This window comes from Actinotignum sp. UMB0459, assembly GCF_051905915.1.
GTDB classification, from domain to species: domain Bacteria; phylum Actinomycetota; class Actinomycetes; order Actinomycetales; family Actinomycetaceae; genus Actinotignum; species Actinotignum sanguinis.
Window position 1 is genome coordinate 36,842 of the sequence record NZ_JBQAIK010000012.1, and the last position, 22,208, is coordinate 59,049.

General features: G+C 60.4%; 20 protein-coding genes and 1 tRNA gene. 16 read left to right on the forward strand and 5 right to left on the reverse strand.

The window, feature by feature from the left end:
* Position 1 precedes the first annotated feature (1 nt).
* Both ACTFPK_RS03385 and ACTFPK_RS03390 read left to right on the forward strand, forming a co-directional pair.
* Positions 2-526 (forward strand): VTT domain-containing protein, encoded by a 525-nt coding sequence (locus tag ACTFPK_RS03385; protein ID WP_439911090.1) that lies wholly within the window; start codon positions 2-4, stop codon positions 524-526.
* A 45-nt stretch (positions 527-571) separates the two neighbouring features.
* Entirely contained in the window at positions 572-1,969 is a 1,398-nt protein-coding gene (locus ACTFPK_RS03390) for a glycine--tRNA ligase (RefSeq protein WP_439911091.1), read from the forward strand.
* Here the strand turns inward: ACTFPK_RS03390 and ACTFPK_RS03395 are convergent.
* Positions 1,966-2,202 carry an RNA-binding S4 domain-containing protein gene (locus ACTFPK_RS03395; RefSeq protein ID WP_016442565.1) on the reverse strand — a complete coding sequence of 79 codons (237 nt, stop codon included), beginning with the start codon at positions 2,200-2,202 and terminating at the stop codon, positions 1,966-1,968. The two genes, ACTFPK_RS03390 and ACTFPK_RS03395, sit on opposite strands and share 4 nt — an antisense overlap.
* Positions 2,203-2,301: 99 nt before the next feature.
* On the opposite strand from ACTFPK_RS03395, the gene ACTFPK_RS03400 reads away from it, so the two are divergent.
* Both ACTFPK_RS03400 and murJ read left to right on the forward strand, forming a co-directional pair.
* Positions 2,302-3,534 (forward strand): carboxylate--amine ligase, encoded by a 1,233-nt coding sequence (locus tag ACTFPK_RS03400; RefSeq protein WP_439911092.1) that lies wholly within the window; start codon positions 2,302-2,304, stop codon positions 3,532-3,534.
* 15 nt (positions 3,535-3,549) lie between these two features.
* Complete coding sequence (murJ, locus tag ACTFPK_RS03405) at positions 3,550-5,367, forward strand: murein biosynthesis integral membrane protein MurJ (protein WP_439911093.1); 1,818 nt, start codon at positions 3,550-3,552, stop codon at positions 5,365-5,367.
* Between the two features lie 77 nt (positions 5,368-5,444).
* Here the strand turns inward: murJ and ACTFPK_RS03410 are convergent, their stop codons facing one another.
* Complete coding sequence (locus ACTFPK_RS03410; RefSeq protein ID WP_439911095.1) at positions 5,445-6,677, reverse strand: lipid II:glycine glycyltransferase FemX; 1,233 nt, start codon at positions 6,675-6,677, stop codon at positions 5,445-5,447.
* 84 nt (positions 6,678-6,761) lie between these two features.
* On the opposite strand from ACTFPK_RS03410, the gene ACTFPK_RS03415 reads away from it, so the two are divergent.
* Positions 6,762-7,916, forward strand: coding sequence for a YibE/F family protein (locus ACTFPK_RS03415; protein ID WP_439911096.1), 1,155 nt, complete (start codon positions 6,762-6,764; stop codon positions 7,914-7,916).
* 107 nt (positions 7,917-8,023) lie between these two features.
* Here ACTFPK_RS03415 and ACTFPK_RS03420 read toward each other — a convergent pair whose 3' ends face one another.
* On the reverse strand, positions 8,024-8,368 hold the full coding sequence (locus ACTFPK_RS03420; protein WP_439911097.1) for a PRC-barrel domain-containing protein: 345 nt from the start codon (positions 8,366-8,368) through the stop codon (positions 8,024-8,026).
* Positions 8,369-8,468: 100 nt separating this feature from the next.
* On the reverse strand, positions 8,469-9,122 hold the full coding sequence (locus tag ACTFPK_RS03425) for a DUF2382 domain-containing protein (RefSeq protein ID WP_439911098.1): 654 nt from the start codon (positions 9,120-9,122) through the stop codon (positions 8,469-8,471).
* A gap of 288 nt (positions 9,123-9,410) precedes the next feature.
* On the opposite strand from ACTFPK_RS03425, the gene dusB reads away from it, so the two are divergent.
* The 3 genes from dusB to dnaG all read left to right on the forward strand — a co-directional run bounded on the left by dusB (position 9,411) and on the right by dnaG (position 14,255).
* A complete protein-coding gene (gene dusB / locus ACTFPK_RS03430; RefSeq protein WP_439911099.1) occupies positions 9,411-10,718 on the forward strand; it encodes a tRNA dihydrouridine synthase DusB in 1,308 nt (435 codons plus the stop codon).
* A gap of 100 nt (positions 10,719-10,818) precedes the next feature.
* Complete coding sequence (locus ACTFPK_RS03435) at positions 10,819-12,069, forward strand: deoxyguanosinetriphosphate triphosphohydrolase (RefSeq protein WP_435723762.1); 1,251 nt, start codon at positions 10,819-10,821, stop codon at positions 12,067-12,069.
* A gap of 89 nt (positions 12,070-12,158) precedes the next feature.
* Positions 12,159-14,255, forward strand: coding sequence for a DNA primase (gene dnaG / locus ACTFPK_RS03440; protein ID WP_439911100.1), 2,097 nt, complete (start codon positions 12,159-12,161; stop codon positions 14,253-14,255).
* Between the two features lie 97 nt (positions 14,256-14,352).
* Here the strand turns inward: dnaG and ACTFPK_RS03445 are convergent, their stop codons facing one another.
* Positions 14,353-15,120 (reverse strand): IclR family transcriptional regulator, encoded by a 768-nt coding sequence (locus ACTFPK_RS03445; RefSeq protein ID WP_439911102.1) that lies wholly within the window; start codon positions 15,118-15,120, stop codon positions 14,353-14,355.
* 640 nt (positions 15,121-15,760) lie between these two features.
* Here ACTFPK_RS03445 and fucP point away from each other — a divergent pair.
* From fucP to ACTFPK_RS03485, 8 genes are all read left to right on the forward strand, one after another.
* Positions 15,761-17,140, forward strand: a complete 1,380-nt coding sequence (fucP, locus tag ACTFPK_RS03450) for an L-fucose:H+ symporter permease (protein ID WP_439911104.1) — start codon at positions 15,761-15,763, stop codon at positions 17,138-17,140.
* Positions 17,141-17,209: 69 nt separating this feature from the next.
* A complete protein-coding gene (locus ACTFPK_RS03455) occupies positions 17,210-17,629 on the forward strand; it encodes an RbsD/FucU family protein (protein WP_439911105.1) in 420 nt (139 codons plus the stop codon).
* A 73-nt stretch (positions 17,630-17,702) separates the two neighbouring features.
* Complete coding sequence (locus ACTFPK_RS03460) at positions 17,703-18,491, forward strand: SDR family oxidoreductase (RefSeq protein WP_394532286.1); 789 nt, start codon at positions 17,703-17,705, stop codon at positions 18,489-18,491.
* 51 nt (positions 18,492-18,542) lie between these two features.
* Positions 18,543-19,328, forward strand: coding sequence for an amidohydrolase family protein (locus ACTFPK_RS03465; protein ID WP_439911106.1), 786 nt, complete (start codon positions 18,543-18,545; stop codon positions 19,326-19,328).
* 91 nt (positions 19,329-19,419) lie between these two features.
* Positions 19,420-19,493 (forward strand) — tRNA-Ile (locus ACTFPK_RS03470).
* 98 nt (positions 19,494-19,591) lie between these two features.
* The gene (locus ACTFPK_RS03475) at positions 19,592-20,875 is read left to right on the forward strand and encodes an enolase C-terminal domain-like protein (protein WP_439911107.1); all 1,284 of its coding nucleotides are present in this window, start codon (positions 19,592-19,594) and stop codon (positions 20,873-20,875) included.
* Between the two features lie 128 nt (positions 20,876-21,003).
* Entirely contained in the window at positions 21,004-21,855 is an 852-nt protein-coding gene (locus ACTFPK_RS03480) for a methyltransferase domain-containing protein (RefSeq protein WP_439911109.1), read from the forward strand.
* Positions 21,856-21,866: 11 nt separating this feature from the next.
* Positions 21,867-22,208 carry a cupin domain-containing protein gene (locus ACTFPK_RS03485; protein WP_439911110.1) on the forward strand — a complete coding sequence of 114 codons (342 nt, stop codon included), beginning with the start codon at positions 21,867-21,869 and terminating at the stop codon, positions 22,206-22,208.

The following is a 22,208-nucleotide window of genomic DNA, read 5'->3' on the forward strand; positions in this document are numbered from 1 at the left end:
CATGGATTCTTTCTCATTCCTGGCCGGGCGTTCCTTTGCTTTCGTCTATCTTTTCCTTTTCCTGGTTGTTTCCTTGCGCTCCAGCGCCACCTTCTGGCTGGGGCGCTACGCCGCTTACCTGGTGGCGCGGCAGCGCGAACCGCGCAATCGCCTCGCCCACCGCGCCTGGGCATGGGCGCACGACGAACGCGTGATCGCTGCCTCGCAGCGGGTGGCGCGCCGCGGCTGGCCCCTCGTCACCCTCGGCTTCTTCACCATCGGCGTGCAAACCGCCATCCTCATCGGTGCCGGGCTTACCCGCATGAGTGGCTGGCGTTTCACCTTGGCCGCGCTTCCCGGCTGGCTGGGGTGGGCGGCGATCTACTCCACGGTGGGTATGCTCGCCTTGCGAGCGGTGTGGGCAGCTATTTTCGGTAACCCGTGGGGAATTGCCGCAGTGGTGGTGCTGGGCGTCGTCGTCGCATATTTCCTTTTCGTTTTCCGCACCGGCCGGGACCGCGCGGAAACGGGCGCGGCGGTAGACTAGACAGGCCACGCATCATCCGGATGCGCGCAATAGAAAGGAACAACGTTGGCTAAGCCTGCTCCCTCCCGTCTCGATAACGTTATTTCTTTGGCCAAGCGCCGCGGTTTCGTTTTCCCCGCCGGGGAAATTTATGGCGGCACCCGCTCGGCCTGGGATTACGGCCCGCTGGGAACCGAGCTAAAAGAAAATATTAAGCGCCAGTGGTGGCGGTATATGGTGCAAAGTCGCGATAACGTTGTTGGCATTGACTCCTCCATCATTTTGCCGCGAGAAGTGTGGGTGGCATCCGGGCACGTCGGTGTGTTCAACGATCCCCTCATCGAATGCCTCAACTGTCACAAGCGCCTGCGTATGGATCAGCTCCAGGAAGCCCAGGCCGCGAAAAAGCATATTGACGACCCGGATTCCATCCCTACCTCGGAGCTGGGCTGCCCGCATTGCGGGGTGAAGGGCCAATGGACCGAGCCGCGCGATTTTAATATGATGCTGAAAACCACCCTCGGCCCGGTGGAAGACGAATCCGGTCTGCACTACCTGCGCCCGGAAACCGCGCAGGGTATTTTCGTCAACTTCGCGAATGTACAAACCACCTCGCGGAAGAAGCCGCCTTTCGGCATCGGTCAGATCGGCAAGTCGTTCCGCAATGAAATCACCCCCGGAAACTTCATTTTCCGCACCCGTGAATTCGAGCAGATGGAACTGGAATTCTTCGTTAAACCCGGTGAGGACGAAGAATGGCACCAGTACTGGATTGACCAGCGCCTGGATTGGTACAAGGACCTGGGGATCAACCCGGAGCACTTGCGCCTGTACGAACACCCCAAGGAGAAGCTCTCCCATTACTCCAAGCGCACCGTGGATATCGAGTACAAATTCGGTTTCCAGGGGTCGGATTGGGGTGAGCTGGAAGGCATCGCCAACCGTACCGATTTTGACTTGACCACCCATATTAAGCATTCGGGTAAGGATCTGTCCTACTTCGACCAGGCCAGTGGGGAACGCTATGTTCCTTACGTGATTGAGCCCTCGGCGGGGCTCACCCGTTCGCTTATGGCTTTCCTCGTGGATGCCTACGTGGAAGATGAAGCCCCCAATACCGAGGGCGGGGTAGATAAGCGTACCGTGCTGCGCCTGGATCCGCGCCTGGCACCCGTCAAGGCCGCGGTGCTCCCGCTCTCGCGTAACGAGAAGCTCACCCCCTTGGCCGCGGATCTTGCCGCGCGCTTGCGGGCCTCGTGGAATGTTGATTTCGACGACGCCGGGGCGGTCGGGCGCCGCTACCGCCGCCAGGACGAAATTGGCACCCCGTACTGCGTGACCGTGGACTTCGATACCCTCGAGGATCAGGCGGTGACGGTGCGTGACCGTGACACCATGGAGCAGGTCCGTATCCCACTAGAGAAGGTGGAGGGTTTCCTGGCCCAGAAACTGGTGGGCTGCTAAAGGCTCGTAACTCGTACGCGCAGCGCGCCGCGCGGCTGGGCGAGGGCAACCACATCGCCGTCGCGCAGTGCGCTGCCGCGTCGGGTTTCTACCCGACCGTTCACGCTAATATCGCCTGCCTCAATAAGCTCGCGGGCTTCGGCGCCCGAAGCGGCCAGCGATGCTAATTTCACGAACTGGCCGAGTTTAATCGGCAAACGAACCTCGATGTTGGGGATATCGGCTTCGGTCACGATGGTCCTTTCACGTGGGCGGAGTGCTGCCTTCTACTTTAGCGCGGCGCTGCTAGCATAATGACCGTGCCCGCGGCCGGGCACGGAGGGAGAACACGTATGGATGCACTGCCGGTGATTTTCGGTAATGAGGTGGAAGCCTATAGTTTTGCGCGGCTTTTCCACGAGACTTACGGGGTGAATTCGCTCGTCGTTGCCGAATACCCGCGCGGGCATATCAATAATTCCTCTATCCTCTCGGTGCGGTACTGTGAACGCCACATTATGGAGGACGAAGAAAAATTCGTGGCGTTGCTCAATTCTTTGGCCGCGGAGTTCGCGGACCGGACCCTCATCTGCCTCGTTAATGTTGATGAAGGCGTGGATGTGATTGTGCGCAACCGGCACCGTCTGGCTTCTAACTGGTTCTTCCCTTTCGCCGCACCGGAGGTCGTGGACCTGGCGAATTCGAAAGAGGCGATGGCGCAGGTGTACGAAAAGGTGGGGGAGGCGGCCCCGCGGCGCGCCGTCGTACATCTTTCCCAACCCGATACCTGGGATGCGGCGCTCGCCACGCTGCCCTTCCCCATTGTCGTCAAACCCGCGCGCGCCGATAACCCCACTTCGCTTTACGCCACAGGCCTGAAAAAGGTGGAGGTATTCGACGACGCCGCAGCAGCCCGCGCGAAATTTGCCACGCTTGCCGGACGCCAGGTCGATATTGACCTCATCGCTCAAGAACTTATTCCGGGGGATGACACCACCCAGTGGGTTGTCAACGGGTATATCGATTCGCGCGGGCACCTCAGCGCGATTGGCTCGGGGAGGGTATTGCTGGGGCTGCATGAGCCTTCGCTTATCGGCAATGCCGGGATTATCCTCACGGATCCGGATGGTTTCCTGACCGAGCGGGCCGAACGGATCGTGCGCGAGGTGGGCCTGCGCGGCTTCTTCTCCATGGACGTGAAAATTGATCCGCGTACCGGCCGGGCCTACTGGTTGGACCTCAATCCGCGGGCCGGGCGCGGGCACTACTACCTCAAGGTGGGCGGGGTGAATCTGGCGCGTGCCCTGATGGCGGATATCGCCGGGGAAACCGCGCCGCTCCAGCGGGTCAATCGCGCCGGGATTTTCGCGATTATTCCCGCGTGGCTGGCGGGGCGCCGCTACCTGCGCGATCCGCAGCTGGCCGCGGAAGTGCGGCGGGTGCGCCGGCAGGGCCCGGTGGTTAACCCCATTGCCTATAGCAAGGACCGCCACCTGAAACGCACTGTTTTCCGGATGCTTTCCGATATCCGCGCGGTTCAGAAGATGCGGCGCTTCTATCCGCATCCCACCGAATCTGGATTCTAAGGCTAAGCTCAAGGCATGCGTTTCTTCCCCCCGCGCCGTCCGACCGGACGGCATTTTGTGGCTGATCACGGTGCGGATGCCCGCCCGGACATGGCGGAATCCGCTGCCGCAGGCCCCGAGCCTGATACTTCCTGCGGCTCCGCGGGAGCCGATACCTCAGCGAGTTCCGGTGAAAAAAGCGCGAGTGCCGCGCGGGCCTCCATCATTATGTTCTTCGGTACGCTCGTTTCGCGTATCCTCGGCCTGGTGCGTTCCCCGATTCTCCTCGGTGCGGTGGTGGGTCTGACCTCGCCAGCCGGCAACGCTTTCGGGATCGCCAATAAACTCCCCAATCTCATTTACATGATTATTGTGGGGGGCCTGGTCAACGCGGTGCTGGTGCCGGCAATCGTGCGGGCCACCAAACGGGGGGAGAAAGAAGGCGCCGCTTTTATCAACAAGCTCCTTACCGTGGCGATTGTGGGCCTGGGTGCGGTGACGGTGCTTATTACCCTAGCCGCGCCCGCCGTGGTCAAAGTTATGGCGGCTACCATGTCCGAGGACTGGTATCGGCTCACGGTGGCCTGGGCCTACTGGTGCCTGCCTCAGATTTTCTTCTACGGCATGTATACCGTTATTGGGCAGATCCTCAACGCCCGCGAAAACTTCGGGCCCTATATGTGGGCTCCGGCTCTCAATAACGTGGTGGCGGTTCTCGGGATGCTCGCCATCCTCGCTCTTTTTGGTTCGGCCACCCCGGAAGACGCTCTGGAAGCCGGGCGCTGGACCGCCTCACGGGTGGGCTGGCTCGGCGGTATTTCCACCTTGGGGATCGTCGCCCAAGCCCTCATCCTCATCTGGCCGCTGCGCCGCCTGGGCATCCATTTCCGTTTTGATTTCCGGTGGCGTAATTCCGGGCTGGGAGCGGCCGGCCGGGCTTCCTGGTGGATGCTCCTCATGATGGTCACCTCCATTATTCCGACGGCGCTCATCTCCAATGCTGCCGCCGGGGCCTCTGACCGGGCCATTCGCATGGGGATGAATTCGGAGTACGTGGCGGGTAATTTCGCTTACGATACCGCCTACACTATATACTCCCTGCCCACCTCCCTTTTCGTGGTTTCCATCGCCACCGCGGTCTTTACCCGTATCTCGCGGGCAGCGGCGGACGGAGACCGGGATCGGATGCGCCGCGACGTGTCCCGAACCTTGCGTATCGTCTCCACCATCATGTTCTTGGCCGCCATCGGCCTCATGGTTTTCGCGGTGCCCGTCTCCCGCCTCTTCGCTATCACCTCGAGCGCGGAGCAGGCCGTCACTCTCGGGAAAGTGGTGGCCTCCATGGCCCTCGGGCTCTTCGGCATCGGCGCGGTGAGCGTACTTGACCGCGTCTACTACGCCTTTGAGGATACCCGCGGCGCCTTCCTCATTAGCTTGCCTTTCCAGGGTGCCTCTTGCGTGCTCACGGTTTTCTGCGCGCTACTCCCACCCCAGCACGTGGTGTGGGCGGTGGGTATTGTGGGCTCGCTCGCCAATATTTTTGCGGTCATCGTGATGCTGTGGCACCTGTCCCCACGCATGGGTGGGGTCGACGGCGCAGTCCTGGCTTCCTTCCATCTCAAACTCCTGGGGATTTCCGGCCTGGCAGCCGCGGCCGGCTACGGGGCGGCCCGCCTGGTGGGCCCCGTCTTCAGCCCCATGACCCCGGCGCAGGCCCTCCCGGGCCTCATCGTGGGAGGGAGCGTTATGGTGCTGGTGTACGTGGGCGGCATGAAAATCGCGAAAATGGAAGAAATCGACGTGCTCTTCCGCCCCGTGGTTAAGATTTTGGCCCGTTTGCGCCGCCGCTCATGAGCTGGCGGTAGCTAGCCGGGCTGCGCCGGCGGCGCAGCCCCGTCGTCGTACCTATCTTCGGCACCGTGCCGGAGGGGCTAGATCAGCGCTCCCGTGAGCTTGGCCTCCGGGCGTAGCGCCAGGGCGAAGGTACCGATGAATTCCTCCACGTTCCCGTTGAGTTTGCGCTTGTATTCGAGCACCGGGTAATCGGGAGCGGAATCGTCAAAAATACCGGAAATCCCGAGGGAGTTGTAGGTGGAAATATCGTGGGCCGCCGCCCAGCGCAGCAGGGTGGATTCGACCGGGTAATCACGGTTATAGGTGGTGAAATCCTTATTGAAGCCGCGGAGCAGCTGCACCAGCTCATCGCCCCAGCGGAAAGCCAGAACTCCGGCAAAAGGCACACTAGTGCCGTAACGCTGCGTTAAATCGCGGGCCTCGGTTTCCTGCTTGAGGAGGGAAGCGCGCTGGCTGCCGAGCTCCTTGAGGGCGCCCTCCTTTTTGCGGGTGCGCGGCTCGGTGGAATTCTGGGCGATCTGCTCATCGAGGCGGGCGATATTCGCGGTGATCTCTTCCAGGTAGGTAGCTGGATGCGCGTAGGCAATCGCTAGGAAAGAGCGCTCAGGGCCCAGCTTCTCCATCATCCCGGTATACAGCTGTGCGGAATAATCAGAGATTTCCGCCATCTCGGTGCGTTCGCGCGAGGACTCGTAAAGCTGGTGGAAGGTCTGCCATAGCTCAACCCCGCCGGTATGCACCTCCACGCCGTAGCGTCCCACGTGCTTGACCTGGCGGCGCATCGTTTTCGTGAGGGAATCAGCGATCTCCTCGAAACTCTTCCCGGCAATATCTTTCGTGTAAATAAAATGAATATCGGCCGGGTCATGGGGATCCACCGCGATACGCTGAAACCCGGCCGCGCGCAGCTGCTCGGTTACCCGCGCCCCCAGGGGCGAATCCGCAACCTTTTCGATGTCCGCGTATAGAGCGGCGGGGACATTGGGGGTGATGCGCAGCGCAATCACCCACTTCTTGGTGGCAAGATACGCGGCGAGCTGCGTGAAAAAGAAATCGACCAGCTCGCCGTCCTCCCAATCCAGGGTGGGGCCATTGGCAATAATGGCGCGGGTGAACAGCTTTTTCCACGGCTGGTAGGTAATGAGGGCAACACCGCGCAGCTCCTCACCTTCGCGCACCCCCACATAATCTACGGTGTCGCCCTGCTCGGTGCGCCACTGGCCGTATTCGGGAAGCTGGGCGAGGAAGAGACGCGAGCTGTGACGGGTAGCGGAAGCGTATTCCTCGGCAGTCAGGGTGGTGAAATGCATATATATAGTCTAATGACGAAGACGGGCAGTCCCGGGAGGAAACACCGGTTCCCACGTGCGGCGGCGGGCCGGTAGCCTGAAGGCGTGCATCATCATTCAGATATCGAAGTCCCGGCGCGGGTGCGCCGCAAGGTCGGGCGCCTGCTTGCCGCTATTGTTGTTCCCCTCGCGCTTCTCACCGCGATTGCGCTGGCGGTGCTGTGGCCGCGCGGGGAGTCTCCGGTGGGCTCCATTCCGCTGAATTCCCCGGGTGTGCAGATGGTGAGCGGGCCGATTACTTCGGTGGGGCAGACGGATGCGCAGGGCCAAACCCCGGTGGAGATGGAAGTGGAAGGCGTTTCCGTTCCCGTGCACGTTCCCGCCGAGGTGGTGGCCTCCGGGCTGGAAGTGGGGGATGTGATCGAAGCCCGTTTCAACCCGGCTATGGTCACCTCGGGCACCGCACATATTTTCGTTGATTTTGAGCGCGGGATGCCCCTGGCCTTGCTCGCCGGGCTGTACGTGCTGGTCATTGTGGTGGTGGCGCGCTGGAAGGGCCTGGCGGCGCTCGCGGGCCTCGGGGTATCCCTCCTGGTGGTCGGCTTCTTTATTATTCCGGCGCTGGCCGCCGGCGGGAATGCTTTCGCGGTGGTGCTCACCGGTGCTTCAGCGATGATGTTCGCTTCGATTTATCTGGCCCACGGTATTTCTATCCGCACCACCACCGCGATTATCGGCACTTTCCTGGGACTTCTTATCACCACGGCGGTGGCGGTGTGGGCGGTGGGCGCCCAAAATCTCAGCGGTACGGGCGGGGAACAAACCGCGATGCTCTCCTGGAGTCTGGGCGGTATTAATATGCGTACCCTGTTGCTGGCGGGCATTATTCTGGCTGGGCTGGGTGCCCTCAATGATGTCACTATTACCCAGGTTTCCACCATCTGGGAGTTGCATGCCGAGTCGCCGAGTACGCCGCGCCGCCGCCTCATCCGCCGCGGGATGGCCATTGGGCGCGACCATATTGCCTCAACCGTTTACACGCTGGCTTTTGCCTACGTGGGGGCTTCGCTGCCCCTTCTCATTCTTGCCTCGATTTACCAGCGGTCTTTCCTTGACCTCATGCAGGTGGAGCAGATCGCGGAGGAGATCACCCGCACCCTGGCCGCTTCCGTTGGTTTGGTGCTGGCGATTCCTTTGACGACGGCGGTAGCCGCGCTCCTCGCCCCCGTGGCACCGGCGCGAGATCGGGTGAGCGTCTAGCTTGTGGGTTCCCGCTGCGGCCAAACAGCAGGCGATACGTTGGCGACCGGGTTCCCGTGGAGAGCGGGTTCCCCTCGGAGAACAGCTTCCCCGTGGAGATCAGGTACCTAAGCGTTAGTGGCGTGCTCCTTGCCGTCGGCAATATCGGTGAGGGCGAAATGTTCGTAAATACGCTGCTGTTGGTCCTCGGTCAGGCCGTCCTCCACCGACCAGGCAGGAGCACTGGCCACCGCTTCTGCGGAAACCGAGAGGATGAGCTTGCCCTCCACCAGGCGCGAACCGCGCAGCGGAACCAGGGCGGAGCGAAGATTGAATAAGCCGCGCCCGATGAGAGCGAAAGTGGGTTGCCCGCTGGCATCATCGAGAAAAACCTCGCGCACCGGCCCAATCTCCGCCTCGGAGCGGTCATAAGCGGTCGCATCCATAATGTCGCGGACGGTTACCTCAGCCATTCTTCCTCTTTCCTTAGCTTCGCTGCGCGGCTCGCGTGTCTGCACGGCTCACATTCCTGCCTGGTTGTCTGCCGAGCAGACCAGGTTTCTCACGAGCCTACTACTTGGTGGAGCGGTCCGTTTCGTCGTCGATGTCGATCCGTTCCACCCGTACTTCTTCGCGGGTCACGGGCACCTCCACCGTTTCGGTGTCATGTACAACGTACTTATGCACCCGCACGGTACCGGTCGCCACATTGTCCTGAGAGACGTTGAGACGCTCTTCAGAACGAACCACGGAATTATCATTCGTGTCAGTTATCGGGGCGGGATGCTCGGTCGCATTGCGGGGTGTGCTCTCTGACATGCCTCCGGCCGCGATCGGCGGCACGCCAGCTGCAATGCGGGGCTCACCGGCACCGACCGGCGGAACCTCGGTGGCGTAGCGGTCACCTTCGCGGGTATCAGTGAGGTGGTAGTGGGCGAGCAGGCGGTCTTGCTCTTCGGGGGTGATGCCCTGTTCCACGTCGAAATCAGGGGCATCCTTAATCGCATCTTTGACGAACGCCAGGTGGAGTTCTTCACCCTCGAGGTGCGAACCGCGCAGCGGAACGAGGCTGGAGGACATACCGAAGAGCCCGTGGCCCACTTCCACGAAGAAAGGCTGGCCCGTTTCGGCGTCAAGGAATACCTCCTTCACTCCGCCGAGCTTATCGTTATGGGAATCAAATGCGGTGGCGTTCAGGAGATCCTGAACATTCTTGTTCTCGGCCATATGTGGTGTGCCTTCCTGATAGAAAATGTAGAACCGAGGCCAGGTAGCCGAAGCTAACTGATCACGTGTGGTGGTGACACCTAGGTCCCAGCCGCGGCGGAAGAGCCTGGGCCCCACGCGGCGTGGGCGGTGCGGGAAGAACGCAATCTGCCTGGGAACTCTGGCGAGTTCTCTTGTAGCCTACCGTGATGCAGGTCATATAGCTGGGTGTTTAGCTCACGGAATAACTCTCGGTCGTAGCTGTGCGGTACCCTCATCCATGACGCAGGAAGGGAAGAAGGGAAACGTATGGCGGAGAATGCCGCATGGCCGGCGATTCAGCTGGGCGATCTGACTCTGGCTACGCCGGTCATGCTCGCGCCGATGGCCGGGGTGACCAACCCGCCTTTCCGCCAGCTCTGCCGCGAAGAAGCCGAAGCGGGAATCCGGTGCGCTCAGGGCGAAGTGAACGGTGCTGTGAGCACGGGCGCCGGCGGCGTCCCAGGGGTGATCGCAAGCAGCGCAGCGGAAGGGTCCTCTCCAGAACTCCACGTACCCGGTTCCTATGCCCCGGCCGGGCTGTGGGTATGCGAAATGATTACCTCCCGTGCCCTGCTGGAACGAACTCCGGAAACCATGACCATGATCCAGCCCGATCCGAGCGATCCGGTGCGCTCCATTCAGCTCTACGGGGTAGAACCCAAGGTGGTGGCCGCCGCGGTGAGGCTCCTTATCGAGGAAAACCGCGCGGACCACATCGATATTAACTTTGGTTGCCCCGCCCCCAAAGTCACCCGTAAAGGCGGCGGCTCGGCCCTGCCGTGGAAATTGGATTTGTATGAGGACCTGGTGCGTCAGGCTACCGAGGCAGCGAGCGCCTCGAACCGCGGGCGCGATCACGCCGTACCGATCACGGTGAAATTCCGGGTCGGGATCGACGCCGCTCACGAAACTTTCCGGGATGTGGCCCGCATCTCCGAAGACTACGGGGTCGCCGGGCTCACCTTGCACGCGCGCACCACTGCCCAGCACTACGCCGGCCACGCGAATTGGGATTATATTGCCGAACTGGTGGACTCCACGGACCTGCCCGTTTTCGGTAACGGTGATGTTTTTGATGCCACGGATGCCGCCGCGCTGCGCGCCCATACCGGCTGCGCCGGAGTGGCAGTTGGGCGCGGCTGTCAGGGGCGCCCTTGGATTTTCTATGATCTGGCTGCACTCATGCACGGGGCCACGGCGCAGCGCCGCCCCTCCCTGCGGGAAGTTGCCGCGATTATCGAGCGCCACGCCCGTCTCTCGGTGGAGCATTTCGGAAGCGAAAATAAAGCCATGCGGGAGCTACGCAAGCACATCACCTGGTATCTCAAAGGCTTCGCGGTCGGCGGGGAAACCCGCCATTCCCTGGGACTCGTCTCCACCCTGGAGGAACTCCATGAGCGCCTCCAGGGCCTGGACCTGGACCAGCCCTATCCGGCGGCCGCGGAAGGTAAACGCGGGCGCGCCGGAGGGGAAAAGCGCCCGCATCTACCCGATGGCTGGCTCGATTCGCGCGAGCTTAGCCCGGAACAAGCGGCTCGGATTCACGAGGCCGAACTCGATATTTCCGGAGGCTAAACCGGCTACGGTGCGGAGGCTTGCCCGCTACGGTGCCACGCCCGCCAAGACCGCCCGCCCCTCATCACCGTACCGCCCGCAGGCTTGGTACCCTCTAGCTGTGACGGATTTATTTGGGGCTGCCGAAGTCTACGGGCCCGACGACCGCGAACGGTGGGTGCACGAACCACCCAAATCCCGTTCGCGTACCGATTTTGAACGCGACCGTGCGCGGGTGCTACATTCCTCGGCGCTGCGCCGTTTAGGGGCGAAAACCCAGGTGCTCGGGCCCGAATCGGACGATTTCGTGCGCACCCGTCTCACCCATTCCCTTGAAGTGGCTCAAATCGGACGCTCGCTGGCCAGTAACTTCGGATGCGATCCGGATATCGTGGAAACCGCGTGCCTGTGCCATGACCTCGGCCACCCGCCCTTCGGGCATAACGGGGAGCGGGCCCTCGCGGAAGTCGGCGCGGATATCGGCGGTTTCGAAGGCAATGCCCAGACTCTACGTATTCTCACTCGCCTCGAGCCTAAACGCACTACCCGCACCGGGCGCCCGGCCGGTCTTAACCTCACCCGTGCCACTCTGGACGCCGTGATCAAATACCCCTGGGGTAATAACGAAGGTCCGGGCGGAACCCCGAAATTCAATTACTATCGCGATGACGCCGATATTTTCGAGTGGATCCACGGCGAACACGGGCATAACCGCTGCGTTGAAGCCCAAATCATGGATCTGGCCGATGATATTGCCTACAGTGTCCACGATGTTGAGGACGCGATCGCCCGCGGATTCTTCGACCCGTCCTGCCTGACCGACCCGGGCGAACGCCAGAAAGTCGTGGAGGATACCCTTGCCTGGTACGGCGAACCGAGCGCGGGTGAGCTTTCCGATGCCCTTGACCGCCTGCTGCGCGAAGAAGCGTGGCCGGTGCACTTCGGGGGTAATTACCGTGATTTTGCCCGCATGAAAGACCTCACCTCCGACCTCATCGGGCGTTTTGTTTCTGCCGTCTGCCAGGCAACCTGGGCGCAGTCCGGGCACGGCAAATTGGTGCGCTACAACGGTAACGTCGTCGTACCACCAGAAACTTTTGCCGAAATCACGGTCCTGAAAGGGATCGCGGTGGCCTATGTTATGGCTCCGCGCGAACACGAACCGCATTACGTGGAGCAGCGCGCCATTATTTTTGACCTGGTCGAAGCACTATTGGAGAATCCGGATGAGTTGGAGCCGCACCTGGCAGAATCGTGGGCCAGTAGCGATAAGGACGCGCGGCTACGCCTGGTGATTGACCAGGTTGCGTCGCTTACCGATCTTTCCGCGCGACAGTGGCACGCGCACCTGTGCGGGATGCTGCGCCACTAAGATTGCGGCGGTAGTCTCACGCGGGGTGAATTGTGGATCCGCGCGGTCCTTGTGTGCACGGCGCCGCGGCCTCGCTTAGACTAGGCGGCATGGCCGGGCTCATCAAAAGGGAAGACATCGATCGGGTGCGCGCCGCGGTGCGGATCGACGACGTCGCCTCCCAGTACGTGGCCCTGCGCCCCGGCGGAGTGGACTCTCTCAAAGGCCTGTGCCCCTTCCATGATGAGAAAACTCCGTCTTTCCACGTGCGCCCGAACCTGGGGCGCTGGCATTGCTTTGGCTGCGGGGAAGGCGGAGACGTTTTCGCTTTCGTGCAGCGCGCCGAAAGTATTGACTTTGTTGAGGCCGTGGAGCTGCTGGCGCGGCGCGCCGGAATCGAGCTGCATTACGAGGGCGCACGTGAACGCCGGCCGGGGGAGCCTTCCAAGCGACGCCTTATCGATGCCCACCGGGTGGCTTTACAGTTCTATCGTGCTCAATTCGATACGCCGGCCGCGGCACCGGCCCGCACTTTGCTAGCTGAACGCGGGTTTGAGCGGGCGGCCATTGATCATTTTGAATGCGGTTACGCCCCGGACTCCTGGGACGCGCTCTATACGCACTTGCGCAGCCACGGTTTTTCCGACCGGGAGATCGAAACGGCGGGCCTGGCCACCCGAGGGAACCGCGGGCTTTACGACCGTTTCCGCGGGCGGCTCATGTGGCCAATTTTTTCGATTACCGGCGAACCGATTGGCTTCGGGGCGCGCCGCCTCGGGGAAGATGACCGCGGCCCGAAATACCTCAATACCCCCGAAACACCTATCTATAAAAAATCGCAGGTGCTTTACGGTCTTAACCTCGCGAAGAAGGAGATTGCGACTTCCCGTTCCGTGGTGATCGTGGAGGGCTATACGGATGTCATGGCCGCGCACCTAGCCGGAATCACGACGGCGGTAGCAACGTGTGGTACAGCTTTCGGCGCCGAGCACGTGAAAATCGTGCGGCGGCTTTTGGGCGACGGCGCCAATCCGGCCGCCGGGGTGGTGCTGTCCTCCGGGAAGGCTTACGGCGGGGAAGTTATTTTTACCTTCGACGGCGATAGCGCCGGCCAGAAGGCTGCTTTGCGCGCCTTCGGGGAAGATCAGGCTTTTGCCACCCAAACCTATGTGGCGATTGCGCCGGATAATCTAGATCCCTGCGATGTGCGGCTCCAGCGCGGCGATGAGGCGCTGCGCGAGGTGATCGCCGGACGGCGGCCCCTCTTTGAATTCGCAATTCGTTCCCTTATTGAGGATCTTCCCCTCACCACCGCGGAGGGACGCAGTGCCGGGCTGCGAGTGAGCGCTCCGATTGTGGCCGGAATTCGGGACCGGGTGCTGCGCGGGGAATACACCCGAAATCTAGCTGGCTGGCTCGGTATGGATGAGCATGTGGTGCGCCAGGCGGTCGCGGAGGCCGGGCGTCAGGGGCGGGCCCAGGCGCGTGCCGTGCTCGAGGCCGCCAGCGAGCACGCGGATAGCGCTCGCGGTGGAGATAGCTGGTACGGTGCGGAAAACCGGTATAAAGCGGAAAGTCGGTACAGCGGATCATCTGACTATGCCGGTGGTGCGCCGCAGCAGGGGAGCGCCCCCGATGTCGATGCTCACCGGGCATTGACCTTGCCGGCGGTTTCTGAGCTGCGTGACCCCACCGAAAAAGTGGAGCGGGCCGCACTGGAGATTTATCTTCAGCTTCCGGCTTTTGCAGCGCGGGCGGAGATGGACAATCTGCCCCCGCATACCTTCACCCATCCGGTGCACCACGCCATTCATACGGCGATTAGGTCGGCTGGGGGAACCCGGGTATTTGCGGAGCGTTTTGCGCAGCTGACCGGCACGGGTATGGATGTGGAACACGCGGAGCCTCAGGCAAGCGCTGCTTATGTGGAGGCGGTGATCGCGGCCGGGGGGCCGGAGCTAGCCGGGGTTATCTCCCAGCTCGCGGCGGAACCGCTTCCCGAGACTGATGTGCAGCGCCTCCCGCATTACGTGTGGGGGATCGCCCTGGCGCTCATTCGTTTGGGTGTGCTGCGCCAAATTGAGGACGTGCGCTCTGCGCTCCAGCGCACCAACCCGGAGGATGCCGCCTACCAGCAGCATTTCGCCCGCCTCATGGAACTCGAGGCGCAGCGTCGCACCTGCGAGGAACGGATGGAGCTGGGGTAATTCCGGCATATGCACAGCGGCTGCGGCAGCGTGAGTGAATTATTATCAGATTATTTGCGAACTCATTCTCGCCACCGAGGTGATTTCAAGCCTCTTGCTAATCCCAGGAACCTAGTGAGCGCGAAATTTTCGCGGCCGTTTCCACCACGAAGGGCACCAGCTCAATGACTTCGTCCATGGTTTTTTCCAAAGCGAGGGTGGTGATGGACATGGCGTGATCCGCCCGCCCCATATGGTTGCGGATAGGGACTGCCACGCAGCGGATACCGGGAACGTTCTCTTCATCATCCACGGCGTAGCCGCAGTCACGCACCTGGTAGAGCTCCGCGAAAAGCGCGTTGGCCGTGGAAATCGTGCGCGGAGTTTTACGAGGCAAACCGACATCGGCAATATATTTACGCACTGTTTCATCACTTTGGGCAGCGAGGAGGCACTTTCCGATAGAAGTGGAATGGAGCGGAAGTCTATCGCCGATATCGGAGGGGATGCGGTAGGGCATCTCCGATTCCTCAATAGCGACATATACTGCTTCATTACGGGCTCGTGCCCCCACATGCACCTGGCATTTCACTTTGCGGGCCAATTCACGCATAAAAGGCTGAGCCCGCTCGGAAATATCAATATTTTTAAAAGCGTGACTGGCCAGAGCCATCGCCGCCGGGCCCGCTAAATAGTTACCTTCTTCATTAACCGTTACGAACTCGTAATCGACAAGACTTTGCAAGAGCCGATGCACGCTGGATTTCGCCAGCCCGGAGGCCTCCACGATATCGGTGAACCGCGAATGTTCCAGCGCGGCACGTAAAACTATGAGTGTTTTATCCGCCGCACCAGGATTTTTAGGACTTTTGGAAGGCTGCGCCACAGGGAACCTCTTTTCTCATCGACTGTTCGCGACGCCGCGCACGGTCGTAACGATGTCATATTTTAGCGCGCCCGCCTAGGGAAAGGAACAATATCAAGCGCTTCAAGGAACACTGTTCCAGTATGTGGAATTTTGTCGAAAGCATTCAATGATAATCATCTTAATGTCGGTAGTCGCCGCACGGTTCGTGGTGTGGCGTAGCGAAGGTCACGGAGAAAATCGAGCTAGGTCCTAGCCTCGTTCGTATAGAGAGGAGTAAAGCGTCGGTAGATATGCCAGAAATCAAATATGGAACTCAAGTCCGTAGGGTAGAACAAATAGAAAAATGGGGTTATGCTGAGTCACAGCGACGGTGGTGTGAAGGTCTGAGCCGATCTTGACATTGCCGAGCAGCTACGCGAAAGCGGCAGGTGCTTGCGCGTATCGATGGATTTGAGGCTCGATGGGAGGCTGATTTTTACCTCGCTAGCGCGGAAATACGATGGCACAACCACGCAGGATTCAGCGGCGGTGAAGCTGGTGAATCACGGAAGTGCCGGAGTGCTACCACGTTAGCCTTCCTTGCCGGGGGAGAAAGGAACCCCCACTTCCCATGACTTTCAATGATGAAAATGTCGTTCGTGTAAAGAAAGTAACATCTATGTCTAATCAGGATTCGGTTGCGGTCCCTTCGGCTCACGGTGAAGTGACTGCCGGAACGAAAAAGAAAGCGCCATTTGTGTGGCCGGGAATGTTGGTTCCCTTCGTGCTCCTCGTCTCGTGCTTCGCGGCATGGGGTATTTCCACCGACTTGACCGCACCGCTGGTCAACGTATTCTCCTCGGTATTCCATATGTCGGCGTTCCAGTCCTCGCTGGTGCAATTCGCCTACTTTGGTGCCTACTTCCTCCTTGCCATTCCCGCGGCGTACATTAACTCGAAGCTGGGATACAAGGGCGGTGTCGTTATTGGCCTGAGCCTGGCGGCGACGGGTGCGCTCCTCTTCTTCCCGGCTTCCAAGCTCATGACTTTCGGCGCTTTCATCGCTGCCCTCTTCATCCTGGCTGGTGGTCTGTCCATCGTGGAAACCTCCGCGAACCCGTTCGTAATGGCGATGGGACCGGAAAAGACTGCCACCCGGCGCCTCAACCTGGCCCAGGCATTCAACCCGATCGGATCCAATGTGGGTGTGCTAGCGGCCACCCTCTTCATCCTGCCGAATATCCACGTTGCTACCGCCGAAGAACGTGCCAGTATGCCGGAAGCCGAGCTCCTGGCTACCCGGTCCGATGAACTCCAGGCCGTTATGGCTCCTTATATTGCTCTCGGCTGCCTCTACGCTTTCCTCGCGATCAGCATCGCCTTCGTGAAGATCCAGAAGCGCCGCACCATGATCTCCGATTCGGCAGCCGGTGTGAAGCGCCAGAGGGGCACCTTCATGCGCCTCATGCGCAATAAGCTCTACAGCTTCGGCGTGGTGGCACAGTTCTGCAATATCGCAGCCCAAACCTGCATCTGGACCTACATTATCTTCTACGTTATGGAAACCCTCGGGGTGGACCGTCCGACCGCCGGCTGGTGGCTGCAGGGCTCGCTCATTTCCTTCCTCATCATGCGCTTCCTCATGGTGTGGATCATGGGCCGCGTTGATCCCCGCGTTCTCATGACCGTCATGGCTTCCCTCGGTCTCATCTTCACCGCGACCGGTATGCTCTGTGGCAATATCGTCGGTGCAATTGGTATCGCCCTGCTCTCCGGCTGCATCTCCCTGATGTTCCCGACCATCTACGGCCTGGCTCTGACCGGCTTGGGTGACGACACCAAGTTCGGTTCGGCAGGCCTGGTCATGGCGATTATCGGTGGTGCTGTTGTGCCTCCGATTCAGGGTCTTATCCTTGACCACACCAGCGCCCAGTTCTCCTTCATTGTGGTTCTCATGTGCTTCGCGGTCATGCTCGGCTACGCGCTCTACGCTCGCCGGCAGGATCTGGACGCGCTCGCTGCTGCTGATGATGCCAACGCGCAAATCATCGCTGACTAATCCATCCCTCTCTATCGCACGGGTGCCGGGTCGTGTAGACGCGGCCCGGCACCCGAAAGTGAGAACGCTATGCTCAAGAATATTTCCCCGGTTATTAGCCCGGAACTCCTCTACACGCTGGCCAGTATGGGACACGGTGACGAAATTGTCCTCGCCGACGCGAATTTCCCGTCCGAGTCCACCAATGACACCGTCATTCGCGCGGATGGCATCACCATCCCGGTGCTGCTAGACGCTATTTTGAACCTCATTCCTCTGGATCGTTACAACGAGTGGCAGATTGCGCTTATGGAACCGGTTCCCGGCGACGAAGCCCCCGAGGTGTGGAACGAATACGCCCGGATAATCACCGCTCATGAAGGCGATTACCAGCAGCATCTCTTCGAGCGCTTTGATTTTTACGAGCATGCTCGGACAACTTTCGCTGTTGTCGCAACCGGCGAAACCGCATCCTACGGAAATATCATCCTCAAGAAGGGTGTCCTCTAAAAAGCTGACGGAATGGGCCGTCCGTGGGTAGTAGCACTGCTACCCGTGATCACACAATGGAAGTGAGAAAATAATGGATCTGCATCTGCAAGGCAAAGTTATTATCGTGACCGGCGGCATGCGCGGGATCGGTAAGGGAATCGTTGTGGAGCTCGCCAAGGAAGGCGCGATCCCGGTTGTTATCAACCGTTCCCAGATTCTTGATGAGTACCGCGACGAAATGAACTCGCTCACCGATACTTGGGACTTCTACTCCCTTGACCTCAACGAAACCGATGGCATCGCCCCGATCGTGGAGGAAACCTACAAGAAGTACGGGCATATTGACGGCATCGTCAATAACGCCGGTGCCAATGACAACCTCGATCTGGAATCCACCGGCTGGCGCGAATTTGAAAAGTCCCTGCACGGGAACCTCACCCACTACTACGAGCTCGTCCACCAGGCAGTTCCTTACCTCAAGGAATCCCAGGGCGCCGTGGTGAATATTGGTTCCAAAACGGCCATCACCGGCCAGGGTAAGACCAGTGCTTACGCCGCGGCCAAGGGCGCGATCCTGGGCCTGACCCGCGAATGGGCAGCCGCACTCGCGAAGGATAATGTCCGCGTCAACACTATTGTGGTGGCCGAAGCCTGGACCCCGCTCTATGCCAACTGGATCAAGACTTTCGGTGACGAAGAAGCTCAGAAGGCCCGCCTGGCCCTTATCGAGGACAAGATTCCGCTCGGCAAGCGCATGACCCGCGTGGAAGAAATCGGTGCGCTCGCGGCCTTCCTGCTTTCGGATCGCTCTAGCCACACCACCGGCCAGTGGCTCTTCCCGGATGGCGGTTACGTCCACCTGGACCGGGCCCTGAGCTAAATTCGCCTCGCACTAACGGAACGCTGACAGGAAGAGAGGAAGGTCAGGACCGTGCTAGAACTCATTGATACCCATTTCCATGTCTGGGATCTGGACACCCAGGATCTGCCGTGGTTGGCCACAACGGATGGGAGCATCACCCGCACGTGGACATTCAATCAACTCCTGGAAGCGTACCGGCAACAGGAAGATATCAACTTCCGGGGTGCCGTCGTCGTCGAAGCAGATACAGCCGATGCCGCCCAAGAAGTTGAGCTTACCAAAGAACGCCGGGCTGCCCATCCTGAGATTCTCGGGGCGGTGCTGCGTACCGATCTGACAGAGAATACTTACATTCCGGATGGAATCGTGGGGATTCGTGAACCTCTGCATATCGATTCGCAGCCCCGCGGGCGCTGCCTGGAGGAAGGCTTCCTGGCCGGTCTCTCCCAGCTTGCCGAGCGTGGGCTCACCTTCGATGCGTGCATCCGCGTCGGGGAGCTAGGTGATCTGTACCGGGCGGCCGCGCAGGTGCCCGAGGCTCGTATCATCATCGATCACCTGGGGAACGTCGAAAGCCTCGATACCCCCTACCGGGACGCGATGACGCAGCTTGCTTCACTGCCCAATGTATTTTGCAAGGTCTCCGGGCTGCCGAATATCGATAACGCGGCCAACGAGGGTATTTTGAGTTTCGTCACCGAGTTGTTCGGGACTGAGCGCCTCATGTATGCCTCAAATTGGCCAGTCGTTTCGTTGTACTCCAGTTTTGTTGAGAACCTTGCGCTCCTGCGTGGTTTTTATGGCGACGACGCCGATATCTTCCACTGCACTGCCCAACGCTGTTACGGACTTTAAGGACGGTGTGACAACGAGATAAACAATTTGCTGTTAACCGCTGTTCTTATGGGTAGGAGCTGGCACGCGGCGCTGTTATGATAAAGCAGTTGCCCCCGTAGCTCAGCAGGTTAGAGCAGTGGACTCATAATCCATCGGTCGCGGGTTCAAGTCCTGCCGGGGGCACTGCTCGCAGTGCGCCGCCGTCGTCCCTACCATTGTGTTTCAACGTATAGGTTTATCCACCGTGCTTGGCCCACGGGCCGGCACGTCAAGGAGCTTTCATGTCAAAAATTACTGGCGTAACAACGCATGATTTCCGTTTCCCCACCTCGAATACCCTCTCCGGTTCGGATGCTATGAACCCGGATCCGGACTACTCTTCCGCATATGTGGAAGTGAAAACCGATGCCGATGACGGGATCATCGGTGTGGGCTTTGTTTTCACCATTGGCCGTGGAAATGACGTGGTGTGCAAGGCTATTGATTCCATGGCTCAGGCCCTCATTGGGCGCAATGTTGAGGAGCTCCTCGACAATATGCGCCTGGCCTGGGATCTTTTCGTCCACGATTCTCAACTGCGTTGGCTCGGCCCGGAAAAGGGCGTGGAGCATATGGCCATCGGCGCCCTGCTCTCCGCGCTCTGGGATATTAAGGCCAAGCGTGCGGATAAGCCGCTGTGGCGCCTGTTGGGTGAAATGGAACCTGAGGAACTCGTTTCCACTCTCGACTTCCGCTACATGACGGATGCGCTGCGCCCCGAAGAAGCTATTGAGATCCTGCGGGCCGGCCAGCACGGCAAGGAAGAACGTATCGCTAACCTCATTGCCAATGGCTATCCGGGATACTCCACTGCTCCGGGGTGGTTGGGCTATTCCGATGAGAAGATGGTGGCCCTGGCGAAGGAAGAAACCGAGGTCAAGGGCTTCAAGCAGATCAAGCTCAAGGTGGGCCGTGACGTTGCCGAAGATATTCGCCGTCTCGGTCTGGCTCGCGACGCTATCGGTCCGGACGTTAAGCTGGCCGTGGATGCCAACCAGGTGTGGGATGTGCCCCAGGCTATTTCCTGGATCAACGAATTCCACGAATTCGATCTGGCGTGGGTGGAAGAACCCACCTCGCCGGACGATGTCCTCGGCCATGCCACCATCGCGCGGGCGATCAACCCGATTCCGGTGGCGACCGGCGAACAGATGCAGAGCCGCATTCTCTACAAGCAGTACTTGCAGATGAACGCCTTTGGAATTATGCAGATCGACGCGACGCGCGTGGCAGGTCCGCAGGAAATCGTCCTCGAATACCTGCTGGCGAAGAAGTTCAACAAGCCGGTGTGCCCGCACGCCGGTGGTGTGGGCCTGTGCGAAGCCGTGGCTCACTTCGCAATGTTCGACTATGTGGCTGTTTCGGGTACCACGGAGAACCGCGTTATCGAATATGTGGATAACCAGCACGAGCACTTCGTCCACCCGACCATCATCAAGAACGGCAATTACATGCCGCAGCTGGCGCCGGGCAACGGTACTGAGATGACCCTCGAAACTGCCAAGAAGTACACCTATCGCGGTTAGGTTATAAGGGCGATAACAGAACGGGGCGGCCAGGGGAATGGCCGCCCCGTTTTCGCGACATGTGCACATAGAGGACGAAGCTCCGGACGTCTCTTTTCTTTGCGGAGTACCGGGATTAAAGTGAATCCATGATTGATGACAATGCTCCGCTTCCGCAATCTGATCGTCCCACCGCTACCGCCGCCGGGCACTGGGTGCTCGCCCGCGCCGGGAAGCGAGTCCTGCGCCCGGGTGGCTTGCATTTGACGAAAGCCATGCTTGAACATGCCCAGCTGGCCAGCGCGGACGTGGTGGAATTCGCCCCCGGCCTGGGCCGGACCGCGGAACTCATTATCGCCCAGCCCATTCATTCCTACACCGGAGTCGATCAAGACAAGAATGCGGTGACCCGCGTCAAGGGGATCGTCGACAAAGTGGGCGGCGTCGTCGTTAATTCCACCGCGCAAAAATCTGGACTTCCTGATGCCGGTGCCGATGTGGTCGTGGGCGAAGCGATGCTCACCATGCAGGGTGCCAGTTCGAAAGCCGCGATTGTGGGCGAGGCGTTCCGGCTGCTGCGCCCGGGCGGGCGCTACGCCATCCACGAGCTAAGCCTCACCCCGGATAGTATCGATCCGGCCATTGCCGATACCCTGCGCAAGGGCCTGGCCCAGACGATTCGCGTCAACGCACGCCCGCTCACCCAGGCCGAATGGCGCCAGGTACTTACCGATGCCGGTTTCGAGGTGGAATGGGTGGGGGATGCCCCCATGGCGCTGCTTTCCCTGCGGCGCAACCTCGCTGACGAAGGTCTGCGCGGGGTGGCACGGATCCTCCGCAATGTACTGCGCGATAAAGAGCTGCGGGCGCGAGTGCTGGCCATGCGTGCTCTCTTCCGCAAGTACCGCCACCACCTGGCCGGCGTGGCCATGGTGGCTCGCAAGCCCACCGAATCCGCCAGCGCTGCCGATGCCGGCACTTCCGCTACTACCTCTAACTGAAAGGACGACCGATGACTGACAACACCCCGCAGCTTTCCTACCTGGAAGATCTTGGTGCCACGGTGGATTACGCCGCTGCCTCGACCGTTTCCACCACCGCACTGCGCGCTGAAGGCGCGAATGTGGTGGTCTTCTCCTTCGATACCGGGGAGGAACTTTCTGAGCACACCGCCGCCGTTCCTGTACTTATCCAGGTACTGGAAGGGGAGGTGGAGATGCGTACCCAGGGACGCACTGTACAGCTGCGCCCCGGCGGGCTCGTACACCTGCCCACCCGCCTCCCGCACGCGGTGCGTGCCCTGGCTCCCACCAAGATGGTGCTGTTCATGCTCACCGGGCAGAGCGTGGGCTAG